Origin of the sequence: Vibrio sp. MED222 (assembly GCF_000153005.1) — a bacterium.
In the GTDB taxonomy this organism is placed as follows: Bacteria; Pseudomonadota; Gammaproteobacteria; order Enterobacterales; family Vibrionaceae; genus Vibrio; species Vibrio tasmaniensis_A.
On the sequence record NZ_CH902611.1, the window covers coordinates 117,220 to 139,562 of the forward strand.

Sequence of the window (22,343 nt, forward strand, 5' to 3'; positions counted from 1 at the left end):
TTACTGGGGTGCGTGTTATACCGCTAGCCGAATATAAGTTCAAGAATAAAATCAGCTAACGCTCTTTCGCTATGCGGTAGAACTTTCTAAATCCGTGAGTATTTGAATAGCTTCGCTTGTCGTAGCCCCACATACCCAGCTTTCAGCTTTAAAGTCAAAACAGACCTGAGGCCTCTCTTTTTTACCAAATAGTTTACATAGGTTATCAACAGTAAGCTGCTTACAACGCTCACCAGACTTCTTTCCATGAGGATGAAGGGGGAATGAAGATGTAATACTAGGCGCTGTACAGCAAGCACCACAATGAAGACGGCATTCCATAATTGGACCTTAAATAGAATCAAAGGAAAGAAGGTGGGCGATTCTATCCTAAAAATGAAATTAGCCAAGTGAAGTTATTTAATATGTACAAAAAAAGCACCTTATAAAAGGTGCTTCCAATTCATCAAAGACAGAATCTACTTTAAAATATCATGTGGCTTTGAAGACAAAAATTGCGGTGTCATTTCTGCTAAAGCCGCTTTATAGCGAGTCGATGACAATAAATCTCTAGCATCTTGCACTGTGAATTTAGCCTTCTGTCCTTGATCAACAATAGGCCCAAGCGCCATAATATGTTGAGCGCTTGCTTTTAGCTTAGGAGAAGTAACAGAAACTGTTTTGTTATTCCCGTCTTTAAATGATGCAATCACTTTCTTTGTATGGCCAGGATCAACTTGGTCACAGTTTGTAATTGGTGGGTGCGTCATAACGCCTGTTGATGATAAAAGTTGAACTACAGGCTTACCTTCTGCTATCGCTTTGATTTGACAATAAGTTGGGCTTTCACCTATCAAATTGTTTGTATTGTTAAACATGTACATAGTCCAGTCACCTGCACCACTACCTTGATCAGCTTTGTCGACATCAATGCGAGTCCAGCTATCTACCGCACCACTAAAGTCTTTTTTGACGACTAAATTTTGTGTGTCCGAAACGGCGTAAACTTTTTTACCTCCAATTTCGTATTGACCCACGTAATCTTGGTTAAACCAATTAAACCAACCTTTCGAATCAATATGCCTTCCACGGTAAGGGCCATCAAACTGGTGAAGACTTGAAAATTTAGTCTTCGTTATATGGACAGATTTACCGGTAGAGTCGAGATCTGTGACTTCATCTGTGATAAAAAACGGTTGTTCAGTAAAGCTAATTGATGTGTTCGGAGAAACACCTTTCGATGATGAGATATTGTAATCTCGGTAAGCGATGACATCGTAAGTATCAACATCCGTACTATTGATTTGCGCCTTACCTTTTACTACCTTAACCGCTTCACCAATCCATTTTCCACCATGTTTATTAAAGTAGCCTAAACGAACTGTTTCATCACTAGAGCTTGCATCAACCTTATAAGTTAAGGTTTGAAAATAACCTTGACTGTATGAACGGAAGAATCGCAGTTCATCGCCTTTCTTCGCTAGTGCTAATGCAGCCTTTTCATACTTGTCCGCTGCACACTGTTCTCCGTTTTCCGCACTATATGCCAGAACAGTACCATTGCTATTGATGCGGCAAACATATTGACCAGATAAGGCTTTAGAGTTAACTCGGCTGAGCAAAGCAGTCGCGTCACTACTGCTTACGGAACTGTTTGTCGAGAATTCCCCCAATACAGTATTAAAAGGAACCAGTTGAGCTTGTGAAGCTGCAGGTAATTTAGCTACAGCATAATCTAGAGCTATAAAGTCTACTTTTGCTTTTTGTAAACTTCCTGCCGCATAATTTACCAATTCACGAGCTTGAAAATAACCTTCTAGATTTGGCGACGCATAAACAGAAGTACCAAGAGTGGCAAGGATAATACCTATAGATAATTTCTTCAAAACTTGACTCCTACTACTTCGCTTTAAAATTGCTTGGAGACTCAAATCCTTTACCATCAACGGATAGGAATTTGTAGCCTTTCAATGTTTGAATATCGGCATCACTTACGCCTATGTCCGTATTCAGTTTCTGAGCGCTAGAACCACCACTAGTGGCAGCGCTACCGCCACCGCTGTCACCACCTCCGCATGCAGTGAGTAATAATGTCGTTACTACTAAAATCGCTAACTTTTTCATGAATCGCAGGCTCCAATAAGAATTAATAATATCTTCAACCAGTTTTATTTATTGAACAACACAATAGATCGCACTTTAGTCAGTTTCTGGAGCTTGTCGTTAAACAGTTATGGCATTTCGTTTAAAAATCACTGCAATCTCTGTCGGCTATTTGCTACCCAAAACACTCCCTTTCTGTCGCTTATATGCCCAAGATTTCACAAACTTGCTAAATCTAAACTATCTTGTTGATACTGGTACAGATTAATAAGGATCGTTATGAATAGGTATATTGCAGAAATGTTTGGTACGTTTTGGTTGGTGTTAGGCGGTTGTGGTAGTGCCGTCTTAGCCGCGGCTTTCCCTGATGTGGGAATTGGTCTACTCGGAGTTTCCCTCGCTTTTGGTTTAACCGTTCTCACCATGGCTTTTGCTATTGGCCATATATCCGGCTGTCATCTCAACCCTGCTGTTACTATTGGACTGTGGAGCGGTGGTCGCTTTGATGCCAAAGATGTCGCACCTTATATTATTGCCCAAGTGATTGGCGGTATTATCGCAGGTGGCGTGTTATTTGTGATTGCTTCAGGCCAAGCTGGCTTTGATGCAGCTGCCTCTGGCTTTGCTTCCAATGGTTATGGTGAACACTCACCGGGCGGTTACTCACTTACCGCTGCACTCGTTTGTGAAGTGGTCATGACCATGGTGTTCCTATTCGTGATCATGGGCGCGACAGATTCGAAAGCACCTGCTGGATTTGCTCCTATCGCAATTGGTCTCTGTTTAACCTTAATCCACCTTATCAGTATCCCTGTAACGAACACCTCTGTTAACCCCGCTCGAAGTACCGGCGTGGCTGTATTTGTTGGTGATTGGGCTGTTTCTCAGTTATGGCTATTCTGGATTGCACCGATTATTGGTGCCGTGATTGGCGCAATGATATACAAAGCGGTGAGAGGTTCAGATTAAGCTCAGAGAAGTGTTTTGGAATAGAAACCTTTGAGAACCATAAAAGAAAAAGCCGCTTGGTGATGGTTCACCAAGCGGCTTTTTAGATTTTATGACGACCGAGTAACGAGTGTGAAAGCGTGGTGCCATCCACTAGCTCGAGCTCACCACCAACAGGAACACCATGGGCGATACGGCTAGCGTTCACTTCATGGGCATTACATAGCTCAGCAATGTAATGTGCTGTCGCCTCCCCTTCTACTGTCGGGTTAGTCGCTAAAATAACTTCAGTGATATCACCACGACGTAAGCGGTAATCCAAGACATCGAGACCGATGTCACTTGGACCAATACCATCAAGTGGTGAAAGATGCCCCATAAGCACAAAGTAACGACCGGAATATTGACCCGTTGCTTCAATGGCTGCGATGTCTGCAGGGCTCTCTACTACACAAATTTGACCGTTATCCTGACGTTTAGGATTGGTACAAATGTGGCAGGTCTCTTCTTCGGTAAAAGTACGGCACTCATTACAATGACCAATTTCTGTCATTGCTTGGCTAAGAGCTTCAGCCAACTGCAGGCCGCCTTTTCTATCGCGCTGTAACAAATGAAAGGCCATACGCTGCGCCGACTTGGGGCCAACCCCAGGTAGACAACGTAAGGCCTCCATCAAATGCTCCAGCATATGACTGGTACGCATATATAACCGTTCTGATTTTCAAGTAATGGCCAGTTCAACACAAACCACTACGAGAATTAACCTTTAAGAATGAGTTACTTAGAAAGGCATCTTCATACCTGGTGGAAGTTGCATTCCGCCAGTTACGCCAGCCATTTTCTCTTTTTGAGTTTCTTCAACGCGACGAGCGGCATCGTTGAAAGCAGCAGCGATAAGATCTTCAAGCATCTCTTTATCGTCTTCCATTAGGCTTTCATCGATATCAACACGGCGAACGCTGTGGCTACCAGTGATCGTTACTTTTACAAGGCCAGCACCTGACTCACCTGTAACTTCCATATTTGCGATTTCTTCTTGAAGCTTTTGCATGCGCTCTTGCATTTGCTGGGCTTGCTTCATCATGTTGCCCATACCGCCTTTACCAAACATGTTAATACTCTCTGGTCTAATTGGTTTATTAAAATTAATTAAGCTATACGTGCCTAAATGGGGGTTAAAACAGTGTGATTCAACCCCTCGGTGTTCAGTTCTCAGATTTGCTTATCTGGGATGATACGCCGGTCACTAAACGTGAAAAAGTTCTAAATAGGACGAACGCTGTCTCTGTCGAGTTCTGCAGCAAAACGTCTTTCAATAAACTGTACGTTGGCATCGTTTTCCAAAGCGGTAAACGCGTCTTTCAACTTACCTTGATACAATCTTTCTCGTAGTTCTAGTGGCGTTTCTCCACCTTCGCCGATTTCAACACTCAAATGACACTCTTCTCCTAACACGGTATTGAGCGACTGTAATAGTTCGCTCTGTGCGCGATCCGTATTCAAGTGAGCTTGGCTCGCTCTTAACGTTAAAGTGATTGATGTGTCGTTTTTAGCAAACACTGAGTTCAATGCTAACTGTTCAACAAGCTTGGCTGTCTCTAGCTTTTGAATCGTGGCGGACCATTCATCTTGAGCAATCGACTCTTGAAGCAATTTATCGACCATTTCTGGTGTCTTAATATGCTCTAACGCACGCTTGATCTGAGTAGGTGTAAGCTCTTTGCTCACCTCTTTCACTACAGGTTTAGACGGTTTCCAGCGATAAGGTTCATTATCGTTGGTCACATTTTCTGTCGAAGAGGCGGTTAAAGAAGCTGGCGACACCCGCTCAGAACCACCGTGTTGCTGAGCAACTCGGTCAAGAACTGAAGTTTTAGCTGGTGTCGCTTTAGCCTTTTTTGGCGCCGAACCTTTGTTTTCTGTTGCTGCACCACCTCTACGTTGAGAACGCAATTGGTGGCGTAAACCACTCACCGGTGAAGTTGCACGCGCGGGTTGCTCTTGCGAAACAGGAGGAGAAGAAGGCGCAGCGCTTGGCTGTTGAACCGGACTTTGGCCCTGATAATTCGTTTGTTGCAGCTGAGGCTGATCTGCACCGTAACTTGGACGCTCATCATAAGCAGGTGGTACATCATACTGGCTGTGTGGATAATCCTGTTCTGGATAACCTTGGTTGCCTGAGTGATCAACGTAACCTTGCGAATCTGAATATTGGCTCTGATTCTGCTGCGGTTGCTGTTGTGCCGACTGTTGCGGTATAGCTTGCTGCTGAAGCGCCTGTTGTTGCACTTGAGGCTGTGAAACCGCTGGAGACTGAACTGGCTGTCTCGGCTCTGGCACCGGCTGACTCATTGGCTGAGCAACACTCTGAACCTGGTTCTGAACCGGATTCTGAGCTGCAGGAGCTGGCGCTGGGCTTGTCGACTGAGTCGAGATTGCCGTAGCAACAGTTTGCTCAGCAGGCCTAAATGCCAACATACGCAGAACCACCATCTCAATACCAACACGAGCGGTTGGCGATAATGGCAAGTCTTGACGACCTTTTAACACTATCTGGTAGTAGAGTTGGATGTCTTGAGGGCTTAACGTTTTGCTCAGCAGTTCCAGCCTTTCAGCATCAGGCTGGGCCTTGTCTAAAGTAGACGGCAGAGCTTGATACATCGCCAAACGGTGTAATTGAGTCGCAAGTTGACTCAGCAATCCATCCCACTCAACACCATTTTCAGCAAGAGCTTGAATACAAGCCATCGCCTGCTGAGGCTGTTTACTGCTAATCGCTTCAAGTAGGTGAATCGCTTGGTCTGTATCCAGCGTTCCAAGCATATGAGCAACAGTGTCTGTTACGACATTACCGTTACCCAATGCGATAGCTTGGTCACTCAGGCTTAGCGCATCACGCATACTGCCATCAGCAGCATGAGCAATCATCCCAAGCGCACGAGGTTCAGATGTCACATTTTCTTGTTCAAGAATATGATCGAGCTGCTCGTGGATATTATCGACACTGATCGGCTTAAGATGGAACTGCAAACAACGTGAAAGAATCGTAACCGGAAGCTTTTGTGGATCGGTCGTTGCGAGCAAGAACTTCACATACTCAGGCGGCTCTTCTAAGGTCTTTAGAAGCGCGTTAAAACTGTGCCTAGACAGCATGTGTACTTCATCGATTAGGTAAACCTTGAAGCGACCACGTGCAGGCTTGTACTGAACATTGTCCAGAAGCTCGCGGGTATCTTCTACCTTAGTACGTGAGGCAGCATCGATCTCGAGCAGGTCAACAAAACGACCTTCATCGATCTCTTTACAGGTTGCACACTCACCACAAGGGGTTGAAGTAATGCCTGTTTCACAGTTGAGTCCCTTCGCAAACAAACGGCCGATGGTCGTTTTACCGACACCTCGTGTACCGCTGAATAGGTAAGCGTGATGCAACCTATTTTGGCTAAGGGCATTCTCTAATGCTGTTAAAACATGGGCTTGACCAACCACTTCTTTGAATTTGGTTGGTCGCCATTTTCGCGCTAACGCAAGATAGCTCATGAATAATTCCGAAAAGGATTAGTGACCGTCGAATTCGCAGATGCTAAACACTTCTAGACCTAAGCCTTGTAAGCGCTTATCACCACCGATTTCTGGAAGGTTAATAACAAATGCAGCGTGTTCTACCACACCACCAAGCTGACGAATAAGCTTCGTTGTCGCTTCAATCGTACCGCCTGTTGCTAACAAGTCATCAACCATCAGCACTTTATCGCCTTCAACGATAGCATCGGTATGAATTTCTAGCGTATCAGTGCCGTACTCAAGCTCATAAGATTGTGCCACAGTTTGACGAGGCAACTTGCCCGGCTTACGAACAGGGATAAAGCCGACACCTAACTCAAGAGCAAGAGGCGCACCAAATAGGAAACCACGAGCTTCAGTACCAACGATCTTAGTAAAGCCCATGCCCTTGTATGTGTCCACTAACAGGTCTATTGTCGCTTTGTACGCGGCAGGATCTTCCATCAAGCTTGTTACGTCACGGAACAAAATACCCGCTTTAGGGTAATCAGGAATGCTTTTGATGCTTGCTTTGATCAGAGAGATTTTTTCTGTGTTCATAATCTTATGCACTTCATTAGGCCGCTTTCCAAACTCTCGTTAACGAATCAAACATCAACGCTCGGAATTAAGGAAAGGTACGATTGGACTTCATTGCAACGAGAGTCATAACTCAAATTGCTGAAATAATAAACGCCCGCTATACAAGCAGGCACACTGGCTTAATGGTAGTGATTTTCTTTGCTGTCAGCAACCAACTCATGGGTTGGAAGTCGCATAAACCATGTGAGAAGAATAACAAGTACACAAATTAGGAAAGCCTTGACCCAAATGATCGGGGCAAAGTAGATCGATAACGCAAAACTTAACAAGATAAAGAACACGCCACGCGTTTTTACTTGCTTGGTAACAGCACCGTGTTGATACCAATTGTTCAACAAGGGACCCAGCGTTTTATGCTCATGCATCCATTTGTGAACTTTGGGGTTGCTTCGCATGAAACATGCACTGGCAAGAAGGAGGAAAGGCGTGGTTGGCAGTACGGGTAAAGCTATCCCTAAAACTGCGAGAAAGATGCAAAGGCCACCAGCAATATTGAGGCTTAAAACTCGAACGCTAATTGTGGCCTCCTTGAGTTAGCTATCACCAATCGGCGACGATAACTTAACTAGAATGTTGCGTAACCATTGAATACACGGATCAACGTAAGTGTTGCTGGTAATAATGGAATCGCTAAAAATGCGGCTAAAAATCCTAAAAAGTAGAATACATTAAACGGGTCTTGAAAGTCTTTGTTATCTGCCATGATTGCTTCTTGTTTTTGTTAGTAAAGGTAAGTATCTGGCGAACCAAACCCGCTTTGCTAAATCGACATTTAACAAAAAAGGCATAGCCACACCATTTGCGCAACTATACCTTAATCAATTATTCACAAAAACCGAGGAAATATAGGGTTAATCGGTAGACCCTTGGTGTATGTCTAAACTAAAACTGGCCGATCCAAGTAGGCTCAATGATAGCTGGCAGCCCTGTTCAATCGGAAGATCCCGTGTAATGAAGTTCTTCTTACAGTTCTCACCCAAGCGCTCGCCCGCCGCAATATGTTGATTCAATTCGCCATTTGACCATTGTCCATCTAAACCCGCAGGTAAAATAGAGATAGTTCCCACAGCAAGGTCAGCAACACCAAACAAAGCATTCACCGGGGTTGAACATTTAGAGCAACGAATCCCCTTCTCCAAAATCTCCGCGATATCTTTGAGATCAACGTTAAAATCTTTTCTATTTCTGATGTAATCGTGGAATAACGCTCTCACCAACAATGTGGCCGCTGAGCCGCCGTTATCAGAAGATGACGAATCGACAAGGTAGAAAGCAAACTGCCCGTTCATCATCCACGCATAGTCGAACACAAGTGGCATCATCTCTGTTGATTGTAGTAGGCGGTAACTGCAACGCCATGAGCCTTGTCGTGTGTCTTTGTCAGGAAGCAGCGCGTGCAATAAGTCTCTTGCCGCACTAGGGTTATCTTGCAAGTGATTTAGGTGCCAATGCAGCTCTTGGTCTTCAGGGATCTCTCCGCCGTCATCAACGCAAAACCATTGGCTTGAAAAATCTCGTTGGTCTGAAATGTTATCGAACGAATCTGTTAATGTATTCGCAATCGCACTGCCTAAATGACCGTGATCCTCCAGAGGTTTGACTAAAAAGTCTTTGATACCAAATCGTAATGCTTTCGCCACATCAGACATATCATCGGTGCCAGACACAACGATCATAGGCAGTGACGGATACTCTAAACTGAGCTCTTCTACAAGCTCAATGCCATCCAGAATTGGCATTGATAAGTCACACACAATTAAATCTGGCGCTGAGTCTCTAAGCTTTTGCAGAGCGTCCAGCCCATTTTCAGCCTCAACCACTTTATAACCAATCTTGTCTAAATACGCGCTGGTTATCCGGCGAAAAATAGGATCATCATCAACCAACATAACGCATTTTTGATTGAGAGCTTCCTGAGCCGAGGTCATAACTGGCTGACTGTGAGTTTTGTACATAATCTCTAACCTCACAAAACTAAGTCGAATTATTATTGTTATCTGTTCCAAGAACTAATATAAAACTTAGTAACAAATTGCTAAATACACAAATACGTACTCTTTACTGGAAATTCGTGACAAGGGTTGGAATACTGGTAAATAGTGCAACGAATTGACGTAACGCAAACATTGATCTCACTATTACGTATAAATTAGATGAGATTGTAAACAAATGTGTCTGGATTTATGAAATTAGATGATTTAAACCTCTTTCGACTTGTCGTTGAAAATGGGAGCTACACCGCAACATCACGCAAGACTATGATTCCGGTTGCGACCATTACACGACGCATCCAAGCCTTAGAAGATTCACTAAACCTAAGACTTCTCAATAGACACGCGCGTAAACTCTCTTTAACAGAGGCAGGCGAACGTTTCTTCAACGAATGCTCTCCGTTACTGCAACGTCTATCTTCTACTGCAGAAGAACTGACTGACGTTTGTAAAGGAGCTTCCGGTAAGATTCGCATTACGGCACCCTCAAACCTGACCAAGCGCATGATGATGCCGATGTTCAGTGAATTCATGACTCAATATCCTGATATTAATATTGAGCTGATGATGAACAACCAAGCCGATCAGCTTGATCCAACCGAGTGGGACGTGATTTTCAGAGTAGGTCCACAACGTGATTCAAGCCTAATCGCTCGAAAAATCAGTGAAGTAAAAGATATTCTTATCGCAAGTCCTGACTACCTAGCGAAGAACCCGGCACCAAGTCATGCAGAAGAGCTCGCGAATCATTCGCTACTTAAAGGCTATCCGCTGATTAAGTGGCAGCTGAGTAATTCAAATGAAGAGACTGTGGTGAATAGCGAGAAAGGCCGTTTCAACGCGAATGCGCTCAATGTCGTGAGACAAGCATGTTCAGAAGGCCTTGGTATCACCCTAATGCCCGACGTTATGATCCGCGAATACATTGAAGATGGCAGCTTAGTGCAAGTCTTAGAGGACTGGAGCGCTAACCCTCGTGATATTTACATGCTTTACAACCACAAAGACCACCTGCCAGAGAAGGTTAGATTGTTTATCGATTTTGTGATCGCATACCACATTCACTAAGATTCAATCCCCTTCCCAGCAAACAAAAAAACCAGAGTCGATGCTCTGGTTTTTTATTACTCATTTTTATGAGTACGCTAAGCGCCTTCGTTATGTAGCTCTAGGTTCGCGAGATCTTGTTGGATTTCACGCTCAACCTTTGAATCGTCATTACGTAAAGAGTCTAGGAAATCTAGGTACGCTTGGTCGATATCGCCCGTTACATACTCACCGTTGAATACGGATGTATCAAAACGAGAGATGTCTTGATTACCCATACCAACTGCAGAGATTAAGTCTGGTAACGTTTGGAAAATCAAAGCATCTGCACCAATCTGCTTACAAATCGTTTCGTTATCACGACCATGAGCAATTAACTCAGTCGCGCTCGGCATATCAATGCCGTAAACGTTCGGGAAGCGAACCTCCGGAGCGGCAGAAACCATGAAGACTTTGTTTGCACCAGAATCACGAGCCATCTCAATGATCTGCTCTGATGTTGTACCACGAACAATCGAGTCATCAACCAGTAGAACGTTCTTACCTTTAAACTCAGAACGAATCGCGTTGAGTTTACGGCGAACCGACTTCTTACGTTGTTGCTGACCAGGCATGATAAACGTGCGGCCAACGTAACGGTTTTTCACGAAACCTTGACGATATGGCTTATCAATCGCTTGAGCAATTCGTAGAGCAATATCATTTGATGTTTCAGGAATTGGAATAACCACGTCAATGTCTAGGTCTGCGTACTCTTCTTTAATACGCTTACCTAACATCTCACCCATCTCAACCCGTGCGCTGTAAACCGAAATTTTATCGATGAATGAATCAGGACGAGCAAAATAAACAAACTCGAAAATACATGGGTTTAGTTGTGGGTTGTCTGCGCATTGTTTAGTGAAAAGCTTACCATCGAATGTTGCATAGATAGCTTCACCAGGAGCAACATCGCGCATAAAATCAAAACCAACAGCGTCTAACGCTACTGACTCAGACGCAACCATGTACTCTGTTTTACCGTTAATTTCACGCTTACCAAGACACAGTGGACGAATACCATGTGGGTCACGGAATGCGATCATGCCGTGTCCGATGATCATCGCTGTCACTGCGTAAGCACCACGAATAGTGCGGTGCACGTTTGCAACTGCGCGGAAAACGTCGTCTGAAGTCACGTTACCTTTTACGGTATCGATCTCATGAGCCAATACGTTTAGTAGAACTTCAGAGTCAGAGGTTGTGTTGACATGACGGCGGTCTTTTTCGAACAACTTCTCACGAACTTCGCTTGCATTCGTTAGGTTACCGTTGTGCGCCAGCGTGATGCCAAATGGAGAGTTTACGTAGAAAGGTTGAGCTTCAGAAGCACTCGAACTTCCCGCTGTAGGATAACGAACATGACCAATACCCACGTTACCTTGGAGGCGCTGCATGTGTTTTGCTTCAAAAACATCTTTAACTAAACCGTTCGCCTTACGCAGACGAAAACGATTGCTTTCTATGGTACAAATACCTGCGGCATCTTGGCCACGATGCTGCAATACCGTTAAAGCGTCATAAATAGACTGGTTTACAGGTGTTGAACCCACGATTCCAACAATACCACACATGTCCTAATCCTCGATTTTCGACATTAACTGGCGCTAGAGCGCGCCAGATAAGAAACTAGATGTTGCTTGTAAATGCTCGAAGAACGGCGCAATGATTCGGCTAAACTCCGGAACCAATTGCGAATTCTTCCACCACTCAGAACTTGGGAATGCAGTAAACGCATCCATGAAAAACAACACTGCAGAAACAATCAAAACACCACGTAAGCCACCAAAGACGACACCGAGGATTCTGTCTGTACCCGACAGGCCTGTTTTCTGAACTAGTTGCCCGATGACATAGTTAACTAAGGCACCAACAACTAACGTTGCAACAAACAATGCTGCTATCGCAGTTCCGTTTCGAAACATCTCATCTTCAATATTGGTGAAGTACATTGCTAATTTAGCGTAGTACTGGCTAGCAATAAAAAATGCTCCAAACCAAATAACAAGTGACAACGCTTCTTTAGCGAAACCGCGAACTAAACTGATCACGGCAGAGAAGCCGATCACGCCTAAAATGACAAAATCTAACCAATTCATGAATTCTTCATCTTAAGTTGGCGCGCATTTTAACAGAAAAAATGCTGACGCAAACGTTTTCTTATGGATTTAACGGTTTAAATTTGAGCAATTGGCCTTTTGAACCCGTAATTTTTTCTAATTCCTTAATTTGTCGCTCAAGTTTGGATTTAGAAACATCCGGGCCAATAATTACTCGCGTAAATGTTTTTTCTTGCTTGGTATGAGCCTGATAACCACGCTTCTGTAAATCCTTAACAACGTTTTTTGCGTTGTCAGCATTCTTCAAAGCCATCAATTGAATAATCCAAGCACTGTCTTGGTATTCATTTTTTTCAGATACCGGCTTAACCACCACCGCCACTTTATCCGCTTCTTTGTTACTGGAAGCCGACGCAGTTTGCGTATTTGACTTATCAGTACGACCACTGTCAACCACTTGCTCAACCGGAGAGTCCGGCAGTGCAATCTGATCTTCAACAGGATCGAGCACTTCAAACACTTCAACATTACTATCAAGCTCAGGCTTAATCGGAATGCTTGCAAACTCTTCTTTATAGTGGAGCTTCTTACCATCCAGCACATCGGGCAATACAATCACGCCAATGGCCACTAAAATGATGGTGCCGACTAATCGGCTTTGGAATTTACTTGCCATTTAGTTTCCTTTTTTCTGCCAATGCTCCAACACTTCACCCACGGTATGGAAAGAACCGACAACCAACACAACATCGTCATCTATAACAGAAGCTAAAGCCGCTTCAAACGCTACAACAGGGTTTGAATACTGCTCTACACCTTCAGGTAAGCTTTGACACAATTCAGCGGCTGTTGCGGCTCGTGGGCCGTTCAGCGAAGCTGGGTACCAATGTGTTGTTATTGGAGCTAATACTTCCAATGTCGCGGGGATATCTTTGTCATGAAGCATGGCGACTACAACGTGTAAATTTTTGCCTGCGTACTTCTTCGCGACTTGCTGCGCAAAGTACTCAGCAGAATGCGGGTTGTGTGCTACATCAAGCACAATCACCGGTTGTTCGCTAATTTGCTGCATACGCCCAGGAAGCTGCGCATTCTTCATACCGTTAACAACGTTCACATCACTAATGCTTAGTTCTGAAGTACCTAATGCCATCAGCGCGGTGGCTGCGTTCGGCAGCGGTAAGCTCGGGATAGGTAGCGATTCTAACTGGAATGCACCACTGCGCCAGTTCCAAGTATCACCATCTACATCATAGGTGTATTGAATCCCTACTTGGTAGAACTCAGCGTTAATATCATCAGCGTGTGCCGCAACCGTAGCTGGTGGTTTGGGTTGACCACAGATAGCTGGTTTACCGCTACGATAAATGCCCGCTTTCTCAAAACCGATCACATTAATGTCATCACCTAGCCAGTCAACATGGTCGACAGCCAAGCTAGTAATCACAGAAACGTCATGCTCAACGATATTGGTCGCGTCTAAACGTCCGCCTAGACCCACTTCTAACAATACAACGTCAACCGCTTCGGTTTGAAAAGCACGTAACGCTGCTAAAGTGCCATATTCAAAAAAGCTAAGGCTGATTTCACCACGTTCTTTCTCAATGAAATCGAAAGACTGAACCATTTTTTGATCAGACAGATCTTTGCCATTGATACGAACACGTTCGTTGTAGCGAATTAAGTGAGGGGAGCTGTAGACACCAACAGAGTAACCAGCATCCAATAGAATAGCTTCCATGAGTGCACATGTTGAACCCTTGCCGTTGGTTCCAGCAACAGTAATAACATGTTGAGCAGGTTTGGTGAGGTTTGCCTTAGAGGCGACAGCTTGAACTCGGTCTAAACCAAGATCAATAGCGCTTGTGTGGATGTTTGATAAATAATCAAGCCACATCTCCAAAGAGGATGTGGCTTGAGGAATAGGTTGTTGACTCATCTAACTCATAACCATAATTAAGTAGGTTTGTTAGAAGGTACTTTACCCTTTTTCTGGCGCTTCTGGTACTTCATAAGCAGCTTCATTCGGTGAATCGTTCACAGAAACTACTAATGGTGAAGGCTGATTGGTCATTTTAGCAACAAGGCTTGCAACGCGCTGACGCATCTCACGACGGTCAACGATCATGTCGATAGCACCGTGGTCTAGTAGGAACTCACTGCGTTGGAAACCTTCAGGAAGGTCTTCACGTACAGTTTGCTCGATTACACGACGTCCAGCAAAACCGATAAGCGCTTTTGGTTCACCGATATTGATATCGCCAAGCATTGCTAAACTTGCAGAAACGCCACCCATTGTTGGATCAGTCATTACTGAAACAAACGGTAGGCCTTTCGCAGATAGACGCTCTAGAGCAGCACTGGTTTTTGCCATTTGCATGAGAGACATCAATGCCTCTTGCATACGAGCACCACCACTTGCCGAGAAACAAACTAAACCACAGTTGTTCTCAATAGCTGCATCTACCGCTTTCACAAAACGAGCACCAACAACAGAACCCATTGAGCCGCCCATAAATGAGAACTCAAAAGCACACGCAACGATAGGTAAACCAAGCAGTTCGCCTTTCATTGCAACTAATGCGTCTGTTTCACCACTGTTCTTTTGAGCAACAGAGATACGTTCTTTGTAACGCTTAGAGTCTTTAAACTTCAGCTTGTCTTGTGGCTCAAGATCAGTACCTAGTTCAACACGCTCACCTTTGTCTAGGAATGTATCCAGACGGCGACGTGCTTTCATACGCATGTGATGGTCACATTTTGGACATACTTCTAGGTTACGCTCTAGTTCAGCATGGTAAAGAACCTGCTCACAAGAAGTACATTTAGTCCAAACACCCTCAGGGATTGACGCTTTACGAGATGTTACGATGTTGCTTTTTTCTAAAATCTTTTCAAGCCAACTCATGGAAGACCTTTTTGTTTCGATTCCTCCGCTTGATTGCGAAAGAAATAAATTTGGGAATTATGCCGGGAATTAAAGCACATAAAACAGCGACTGTAGATAAAAAACTGGTTGTACCTATTTTCCGTGACTATTTTACGCACGAAACCGTAATATTTTTTGAACCTAAGTCTCACATTTAGTTCAAATTATCCGGCAAAAATAGAGGGCCAATAGGCTCTCTTGGTAGTCCAAAATGTTCAGGATAATCAACATCTACTAAGTATAAGCCTTCCGCTTTCGCTGTCGCGCCTGCCACTTTTCGATCTTTAGCCTCTAAAAGCCACTGAATCCACTCTGGTTTTTGATCACCTTTACCTACCGCAATTAGGCTACCAGTAATATTCCTCACCATATGGTGAACAAACGCATTCGCTTTAATATCGATCACTATGTAATGCCCATGACGAGTCACGTTTAAGTGAATCATGTTTCTCCATGGGCTACGAGATTGACAATGTGTTGCCCTGAACGAAGTAAAGTCATTCTCACCAAGTAAGTACTGACCCGCTTCATGCATCTTTTTCTCATCAAGGTGACCATGGTAATGGCTCACACCTGAATTCAAAATGCCAGGACGTAGAGCATGGTTAAAGATAATGTAGCGATAACGGCGTGCTGTTGCAGAAAAACGAGCATGGAAATCCTCATTCACTTCTGTTGCCCAACGAACGGCAATATCTTTTGGCATGTTGGCATTTGCGCCCATTGTCCATGCAACCATTTTACGATCGACATTAGTTTCAAAGTGAACGACTTGTCCCGTACCGTGGACACCGGCATCTGTGCGACCAGCACACATAACTTCTACAGGGTGATTCGCGACAACTGAAAGAGCCTTTTCCAATTCTTCTTGGACACTTTTCACGTCTCGTTGGCGCTGCCAACCAAAGTAGTGGGTACCGTTATATTCAATACCTAAAGCAATTTTCATGTTCTTGTTCTCTTTGAAAATGGGCGAGAAGTATATACGGAAATGAGTGCTAGCCCAAATAGGATGGGGCTAAAACTTCAATAAACAATCACTACCGCCTAGACGGTGGTTTTAGCAAGCTAAATAAAATAGACGCTAACTGTATCGCCCTAAAATAAAGGGTAGCCAACGCTACCCTTTATAATTTTTTGAATTTATCGACCGTTTAACGTATCGATAAGATTCTTTGCCTCTCGACGAATATCATCACTGCCGTCAACGATAGCCTCTTCTAGAAGCTTAATTGCACCTTGTGAGTCACTCATCTCGATGTAGATTTTAGCCAAATCGAGCTTACCAGCGGCTTCTGCGTTGCTATCGACATCGTAATTACCAATGTCACCGATAACGTCTGGGAATTCATTTAGGCCAACATCTAGCTTCAACTCTTCGTCATCTGGATTAATCGCGTCTTCGCCTTCTTGCTCAACTTGAGCCATCAGCTCATCAATCGTCATGTATTGCTTATCACGACCTTTATCTGACTCGGTTAAGTTGTCTTGTTGAGCCCAATTCTCTTGTTTGATTTTTGGTTCAGCTTGTTGATCTGCCGACGCCCAAATCTCCTGTTGATCATCAGGCACATCATTATGCATGCTAGATTGCTGCTCAGGAGCTAGGTTGAAGCCTTTCCAGTCTTCGCCGCCAACTTCAAGCATGGCGTCAATATCGAGCCCTGCACTATCAATCGATGTAGCATCCAGTGGCTTGTCGAACATGCTGTCGACAGAGTCTTGAACATCTTCAGAAAGTAATTCAGCTAATGCTGTCTCATCAAAATCCTCAAAACCTTCTAACAGATCGTCTTGAACTGTTGTAGGCACTGAGCTTAACTCAGAAGGTACCGGGCTTAATTCTGACGGAGAATCGAGTGATTCATCAGGTTGTGTGAAACTAGTCAAATCAGACTCTTCTGCACCTGGGAAGCCTTCTGCGTCTGAGAAATCTTCTGTATCCGAGAAGTCATCACCATGACTAAAACTCTGCGGGTTTGAAAATAAATCATGCAGCGCATCTTGTTCTTCACCCTGTGGGCTGAAAGAAGTCAGTGGCGTTGGTTTCTCAGCAAACGCATCGGAGATAGCTTCGTCTTCACCGTATTCCGGCAAATCAAACTCATCGAGCTCTACGCCTTGCTCTTCCGCTACAGGCTCACCACTGCTTTGTTCGATGTCATCTAAGACTGAATCCGCTTTTGCGCTCTCTTCATCGTATTCAGGCAGGTCAAGGTCATCGAACTCAAACTTTTCGGACTCTGGAGCAAGATCTTGCTCTAACTGCGCTTCATCCGGTTCGCTAACCACTTCCGCCAACGCATCTTCTTCGCCAAACTCTGGAAGCTCTAAATCATCAAACGAGAACTCGTCTTCGCCTTCTTGCCCTAAAATTTCTGCTTGTTTCGTTTCTTCAACTTGAGGAGCCGTTTCAGCTTGAGGCTCAGGTGTTGATTCTGATTCTGGGTCTAATTGAGCATCAACAATAGGGACTTCTGACTCCGTTGTTACTTCAGCATCCGCTTCTGCCAAGGCATCTTCTTCACCAAACTCTGGAAGATCAAAATCATCAATCGAGAACTCATCTTCGCCTTCTTGATCTACCGCTTCAGCTTGTTCCGTTGCTTCTACTTGAAGTTCGGTTTCAACTTGTTGTGCAGCTTCAACTTGCGGTTCATGGTCTAACTGAGGTTCAACAGCAGGAACCACAGGCTCTTCCGCTACTTCATCAACTTGTGCCAATGTTTCTTGTTGAGCCGTATCATCTTCAATCAGCCAATCATCGTCTTCTGGCACACCGAATTCATTTGGAACGATCTCTGGCATATGTGCAGCACGAACTGGCTCTGGCTCTGGCTCTGGCTCTGGCTCTGGCTCTGGCTCTGGCTCTGGCTCTGGCTCTGGCTCTGGCAAGGATTCAACGACATCTTCAAACTGATCGCTACCTTGGATTTTCGGTTCAAAGTCAAAATCAGAGGCAACATTCGCAGGCGACTCTACATCGTCTATAGCTTCGGCTAACCAGTCTTCAACCGTCTCTTCATCATCTTCAGAGAGATCATTTAAAGACGATGGCGATACTTGCTCTTCATAACTAGCAGCGATGTCTTCACGCTGTTCTTGGGCGTCGGCTTCTTTCGGCTCTGGTTCTGCTTCTTGTTGTACAGTTTCTTCTTGAACTCGCTCTTCAAAAACTGGTTTGTCAAAATCAGAATTCTCAGAGAGCAGTGAGTCGATATCCAGTTCATCATCTTCAACCGATGATGCGGTTTCTTCAGCGGATACTATTTTTTCCGCTGACACTTCGTTGCTGTCTGAAAGAGACGCTTGCTCTGGTTCAACCGCATTTTCAATTAATGACTCAACAGGCTCTTCTGTCGCTGGCAATAAATCATTGTCATCAGAAGTCATTAACTCATCAATCAATGCTTCGTCTGTTGTTTCTAGCGAGTCATCAAGTAAAGCATCTGTTGCCGGTGCGACACCGAACAAATCATCGATAAAGTCATCACGATTAAAGGCTTCATTATTTTCTGGCTTAACGTCTGCACTGTCTTGAATCACTTCCGAATCTAACGATTCATCACTAATGACTTCAGCTTGTGGTGTTGCACTAATGTCCGATGCTTGCTCAGACTCAGCTTCAGGTGTTTCTGAGGTTAACGGAGTAAGTTCGACGTCTGAATCCTTTTCGGACTCATCGCTGGCGTTGTCAAAACCAAAGGCTTCGTCTAACTCTTTATCAAACGCCTTCTCTTCAGGTTCAAGTTCGTCTTCAATGCCACTTGTCAGTAGATCATCAAATGGGTCTAAAGAGTCTGAATCTTGTTCATCGGTTTCACCGACTGATAGATCATTACCTAGCAGTTCATCTAACGTCTCGTCACCTTCGACGGCAACTTGAGCATCATTGGCGTCTTCGTCTAGAAAATCATCTAGTAAGTCTGTGCTCTCGGCATCGAGTTCAAAGTCATCATCAGAATCATCAATCAACTCATCCAAGGTTTCAGTACTGTCTTCCGAAATATCTAGCTCATCATCGGTCGACAAGCCTGAGAGTTCTTCGAGTTCAGATAATGAGTCAAAACCTAGAGGATCACTCTCAGAATCATCATCCGATTCATCTTCCAACATATCATCTAGGAGATCTGTTGAATTACTGAGATCAACATCATCCCCTGTCAATTGCTCATCGAGCAGGTCGACACTGCCTTGAGTTTCTTCACTTTCGGTTGGCAGATCAAACTGAGAAAGGATGTTATCGATATCATCATCAGACGCCAAAGCGCTGTTTAGATTCTCAGCAACCTCGTCATCATTATCGAGATTCACAGGCTCATTGACTTGATCGTTCTGAGCCGCAACCTGAGCGAAGATGTCATCAATATCAAATTCATCGTTGCTCACGCCCGCAGGTGCAGTATCGCTCTGTTGTTCAGAGATAAGCGCATCAATGTCAAAATCATCGGTTGCTGATGTGTCGGTATTAGAAATCGAATCACTTTGCTCTTCTGAGATTAAAGCATCAATATCGAAGCTATCATCATCTTCATCATCAAGCGCAAATAGATCATCTAATAGAGATTGGTCTAGTTCGTTAGAGCCTAGATCTTCAGTCTCAGAATCCTGTGATAGTAGCGATTCAATATCTTCATTCGACATTGAGTTATCATCTGAAAGATCAAAATCGGCCTCATCAGAACCGAGTTCGCTTTCTGATGTTTTATCGAGTGCACGCTCCATCTCTTCAAGACCAAGCGCCTTGTCATCGCCATTGACACTAATGCCGTTGCTGCTGTCTAACTCCAGATCATCGAAGTTAGTGTCTAAGTCACCATTTTCGCCAATACTCGCAAATGGGTCATCATCGTCATCATCGAGATTAAAATCGAGATCAGAATCATCTAAACCTGCAAATACATCTTCTTCAGGCGATGCTTGGTCATCAAATAACTTATCAGCATCATCTTCATTGCCAAATTGTTCATCGTCTAAAGACAATTCATTATCAAAGTCGTCCATCTCGTCGCCTAAAGCGATAGGCGCGACGCTACTTGCATCTGATTGAATTGGTTGGTCTTGTGTCGGCTGCTGCTCATCATTTTTAGAACTGCGCCCCAACAAAATCACTATGATAAGACCAAGTAGAAGGCCTGGAATAACCGCAAGAGCAGTAACTAACCAGCCATTTGATAACAATTGATCCATGGCACTTGGAGCCATTTTTGCAATCTCAGCGTTCTTTCTACGCTCTTCATCAAGCAGCTTTTCCACTTCGCTACGAATGCGGTCTTCATCACTAAGTTCTGTTTTTAGCTCATCCACTTCCAATTGAACATTCGACAACATCAGACGAAGTTGATGGTTTTTCTCTTCAAGTGACAATAGCTCAGTTTCTGAAAGCTCTAGCTGTTTCTCTAACTTATTCACCTCTCGGGTTGGAGCCGATTGAGCTTGAGATGATTGAGTTGGAGACAATGGCTTTTTAGCGGCTTCAGTAGTGCTTACTTGCTTAGCAAGAGCAACATTTTTTGCATCAGAACTCGACGCTTTTGGTTTTGAAGCGACAGGCTTACTTGCAGGAGCATCGAGCTTAGCAAGGTGCGTATTCATGATGTTAACGGCTTGCTGTGTAGAACTTGCACGTGCTTGCTCTAAAGAAGGCACTCGTAAATTACTGGCAGGCAGCAAGCTGTGGATATTCTGGTTTTCAAACGCTTGTGGATTTAGACGATAAATAGCCAACAAGGTTTGCTGAACTGAAACGGAATTATCAGGGCGTAACTTTGAGGCAATTGACCACAATGTTTCCGACCCCAAAGTTGGGCCGTAAAAACGAGAAGGCCCAGCACGATTCAATTGTGCTCTTTGAAGAGGTTCGGAAAACGTAGGCGCTGATTGTATCTGGCCATTAGGCCCTACAACTCGAATGGAATCTGCACGAACAACGGAAATCTGAGTCGCCATGAGAATGGCAAAAGGCATTAACCACGGCTTGAAAAATTGAAACATAAAAGGCTCAGCTAGGTGCTTAAATTCGAATAAATTGATGAACTGTTAAATATATCGGATAAACGACGTAAAGCTATAGAGATGAAAACAAAAAATGTGTTGCAGCGACAATATTCGCAGCAATTTCACACAATTTGACTAACAATATTTTCAATCGATTAAAAAAGCCCCACTAAAAGAGTGAGGCTTGTTTATCAAAGCAGTGAAGCTTAGAAGTAATCGCGAATCAGAACTTCAGCGATTTGAACTGCGTTTGTTGCTGCGCCTTTACGAACGTTATCAGCGACAACCCACATGTTCACACCGCTGTGATGGCTGATGTCGTTACGAATACGACCAACCATTACGTGGTCTTTACCACCAGCATCACGAACCTGAGTTGGGAAATCTAGAGCTTGGAAAACTTCTACGCCTTCCGTGTTCTCTAGAAGCTGAACCACTTGCTCTGCACCGATTGGCGCGCGAGTTTCAATGTGTAGAGACTCTGCGTGACCGTAGAATACTGGTACGCGAACACAAGTCGGGTTAACCGTGATTGATGAATCAGCAAAGATCTTTTGAGTTTCCCAAACCATCTTCATTTCTTCACGTGTGTAGCCGTTCTCTGTAAATTCATCAATTTGAGGAATACAGTTGAACGCGATCTGCTGTGAGAACGCTGACTTGTCAGCTGGCATACCGTTAAGAAGCTTAGCCGTTTGACCTGCTAGCTCATCGATACCCGGCTTACCTGCACCAGACACAGATTGGTAAGTTGAAACGTTAATACGCTCAAGACCCACTTCATCGTGAATCGGTTTAAGTGCTACTACCATCTGAATAGTAGAACAGTTCGGGTTCGCAATGATGTTGCGGTTACGGAACTCAGCAATCGCTTCAGGGTTCACTTCAGGCACAACTAGAGGAACATCGTATTCGTAACGGAAACGTGAGGTGTTATCGATAACAACCACACCTTCGTCAGCGGCGATTGGAGCCCAACGTTCTGAAAGCTCGCTACCTGCAGAGAAAAACGCAATATGTACTTGAGACCAATCGAAGTCTTCTACGTTTTGTACTTGTATTGTTTTGCCGTTAAAACGGGAAGTTTTGCCTTCACTACGTTCA

At 44.2% G+C, this 22,343-nt stretch carries 20 protein-coding genes; 2 read left to right on the plus strand and 18 right to left on the minus strand.

Annotated elements, in window-relative coordinates; all coding sequences use genetic code 11:
- Positions 1–69: 69 nt before the first annotated feature.
- The 3 genes from MED222_RS22685 to MED222_RS02605 all read right to left on the minus strand — a co-directional run bounded on the left by MED222_RS22685 (position 70) and on the right by MED222_RS02605 (position 2,103).
- Positions 70–321: a hypothetical protein gene (locus tag MED222_RS22685; RefSeq protein WP_009848668.1), complete on the minus strand. Its 252-nt coding sequence runs from the start codon at positions 319–321 to the stop codon at positions 70–72.
- 137 nt (positions 322–458) lie between these two features.
- A complete protein-coding gene (locus tag MED222_RS02610) occupies positions 459–1,865 on the minus strand; it encodes a hypothetical protein (protein WP_009848669.1) in 1,407 nt (468 codons plus the stop codon).
- 13 nt (positions 1,866–1,878) lie between these two features.
- Complete coding sequence (locus tag MED222_RS02605; protein ID WP_009848670.1) at positions 1,879–2,103, minus strand: hypothetical protein; 225 nt, start codon at positions 2,101–2,103, stop codon at positions 1,879–1,881.
- A gap of 258 nt (positions 2,104–2,361) precedes the next feature.
- Between MED222_RS02605 and aqpZ the strand changes: the two genes are divergently transcribed.
- Entirely contained in the window at positions 2,362–3,051 is a 690-nt protein-coding gene (aqpZ, locus tag MED222_RS02600; RefSeq protein ID WP_017099207.1) for an aquaporin Z, read from the plus strand.
- An 82-nt stretch (positions 3,052–3,133) separates the two neighbouring features.
- Here aqpZ and recR read toward each other — a convergent pair whose 3' ends face one another.
- The 7 genes from recR to MED222_RS02570 all read right to left on the minus strand — a co-directional run bounded on the left by recR (position 3,134) and on the right by MED222_RS02570 (position 9,131).
- Entirely contained in the window at positions 3,134–3,733 is a 600-nt protein-coding gene (recR, locus tag MED222_RS02595; protein ID WP_004734155.1) for a recombination mediator RecR, read from the minus strand.
- A gap of 78 nt (positions 3,734–3,811) precedes the next feature.
- On the minus strand, positions 3,812–4,141 hold the full coding sequence (locus tag MED222_RS02590; protein WP_009848672.1) for a YbaB/EbfC family nucleoid-associated protein: 330 nt from the start codon (positions 4,139–4,141) through the stop codon (positions 3,812–3,814).
- 152 nt (positions 4,142–4,293) lie between these two features.
- The gene (dnaX, locus tag MED222_RS02585) at positions 4,294–6,570 is read right to left on the minus strand and encodes a DNA polymerase III subunit gamma/tau (RefSeq protein WP_009848673.1); all 2,277 of its coding nucleotides are present in this window, start codon (positions 6,568–6,570) and stop codon (positions 4,294–4,296) included.
- Between the two features lie 18 nt (positions 6,571–6,588).
- Positions 6,589–7,134 (minus strand): adenine phosphoribosyltransferase, encoded by a 546-nt coding sequence (gene apt / locus MED222_RS02580; protein ID WP_004734171.1) that lies wholly within the window; start codon positions 7,132–7,134, stop codon positions 6,589–6,591.
- A gap of 161 nt (positions 7,135–7,295) precedes the next feature.
- A complete protein-coding gene (locus MED222_RS21630; protein WP_029223120.1) occupies positions 7,296–7,667 on the minus strand; it encodes a YbaN family protein in 372 nt (123 codons plus the stop codon).
- A 74-nt stretch (positions 7,668–7,741) separates the two neighbouring features.
- A complete protein-coding gene (locus MED222_RS22545) occupies positions 7,742–7,879 on the minus strand; it encodes a hypothetical protein (RefSeq protein WP_004734169.1) in 138 nt (45 codons plus the stop codon).
- Between the two features lie 148 nt (positions 7,880–8,027).
- Positions 8,028–9,131 carry a response regulator gene (locus MED222_RS02570; protein ID WP_009848676.1) on the minus strand — a complete coding sequence of 368 codons (1,104 nt, stop codon included), beginning with the start codon at positions 9,129–9,131 and terminating at the stop codon, positions 8,028–8,030.
- Between the two features lie 228 nt (positions 9,132–9,359).
- Between MED222_RS02570 and MED222_RS02565 the strand changes: the two genes are divergently transcribed.
- Positions 9,360–10,235, plus strand: coding sequence for a LysR family transcriptional regulator (locus tag MED222_RS02565; RefSeq protein ID WP_004734167.1), 876 nt, complete (start codon positions 9,360–9,362; stop codon positions 10,233–10,235).
- A 77-nt stretch (positions 10,236–10,312) separates the two neighbouring features.
- Here the strand turns inward: MED222_RS02565 and purF are convergent, their stop codons facing one another.
- The 8 genes from purF to MED222_RS02520 form a co-directional block, all read right to left on the minus strand.
- A complete protein-coding gene (purF, locus tag MED222_RS02560; protein WP_009848677.1) occupies positions 10,313–11,827 on the minus strand; it encodes an amidophosphoribosyltransferase in 1,515 nt (504 codons plus the stop codon).
- Positions 11,828–11,860: 33 nt separating this feature from the next.
- A complete protein-coding gene (locus MED222_RS02555; RefSeq protein WP_009848678.1) occupies positions 11,861–12,352 on the minus strand; it encodes a CvpA family protein in 492 nt (163 codons plus the stop codon).
- A gap of 61 nt (positions 12,353–12,413) precedes the next feature.
- On the minus strand, positions 12,414–12,989 hold the full coding sequence (locus MED222_RS02550; RefSeq protein WP_009848679.1) for an SPOR domain-containing protein: 576 nt from the start codon (positions 12,987–12,989) through the stop codon (positions 12,414–12,416).
- Positions 12,990–14,252, minus strand: a complete 1,263-nt coding sequence (gene folC, locus MED222_RS02545) for a bifunctional tetrahydrofolate synthase/dihydrofolate synthase (protein WP_009848680.1) — start codon at positions 14,250–14,252, stop codon at positions 12,990–12,992.
- A gap of 42 nt (positions 14,253–14,294) precedes the next feature.
- Positions 14,295–15,221: an acetyl-CoA carboxylase, carboxyltransferase subunit beta gene (accD, locus tag MED222_RS02540; RefSeq protein WP_009848681.1), complete on the minus strand. Its 927-nt coding sequence runs from the start codon at positions 15,219–15,221 to the stop codon at positions 14,295–14,297.
- Positions 15,222–15,396: 175 nt separating this feature from the next.
- Positions 15,397–16,191, minus strand: a complete 795-nt coding sequence (truA, locus tag MED222_RS02530) for a tRNA pseudouridine(38-40) synthase TruA (protein WP_009848683.1) — start codon at positions 16,189–16,191, stop codon at positions 15,397–15,399.
- Between the two features lie 194 nt (positions 16,192–16,385).
- Complete coding sequence (locus tag MED222_RS02525) at positions 16,386–21,236, minus strand: FimV/HubP family polar landmark protein (RefSeq protein ID WP_009848684.1); 4,851 nt, start codon at positions 21,234–21,236, stop codon at positions 16,386–16,388.
- Between the two features lie 209 nt (positions 21,237–21,445).
- Positions 21,446–22,343, minus strand: an 898-nt coding sequence (locus tag MED222_RS02520) for an aspartate-semialdehyde dehydrogenase (RefSeq protein ID WP_009848685.1), incomplete at its 5' end; no start/stop codon positions are given.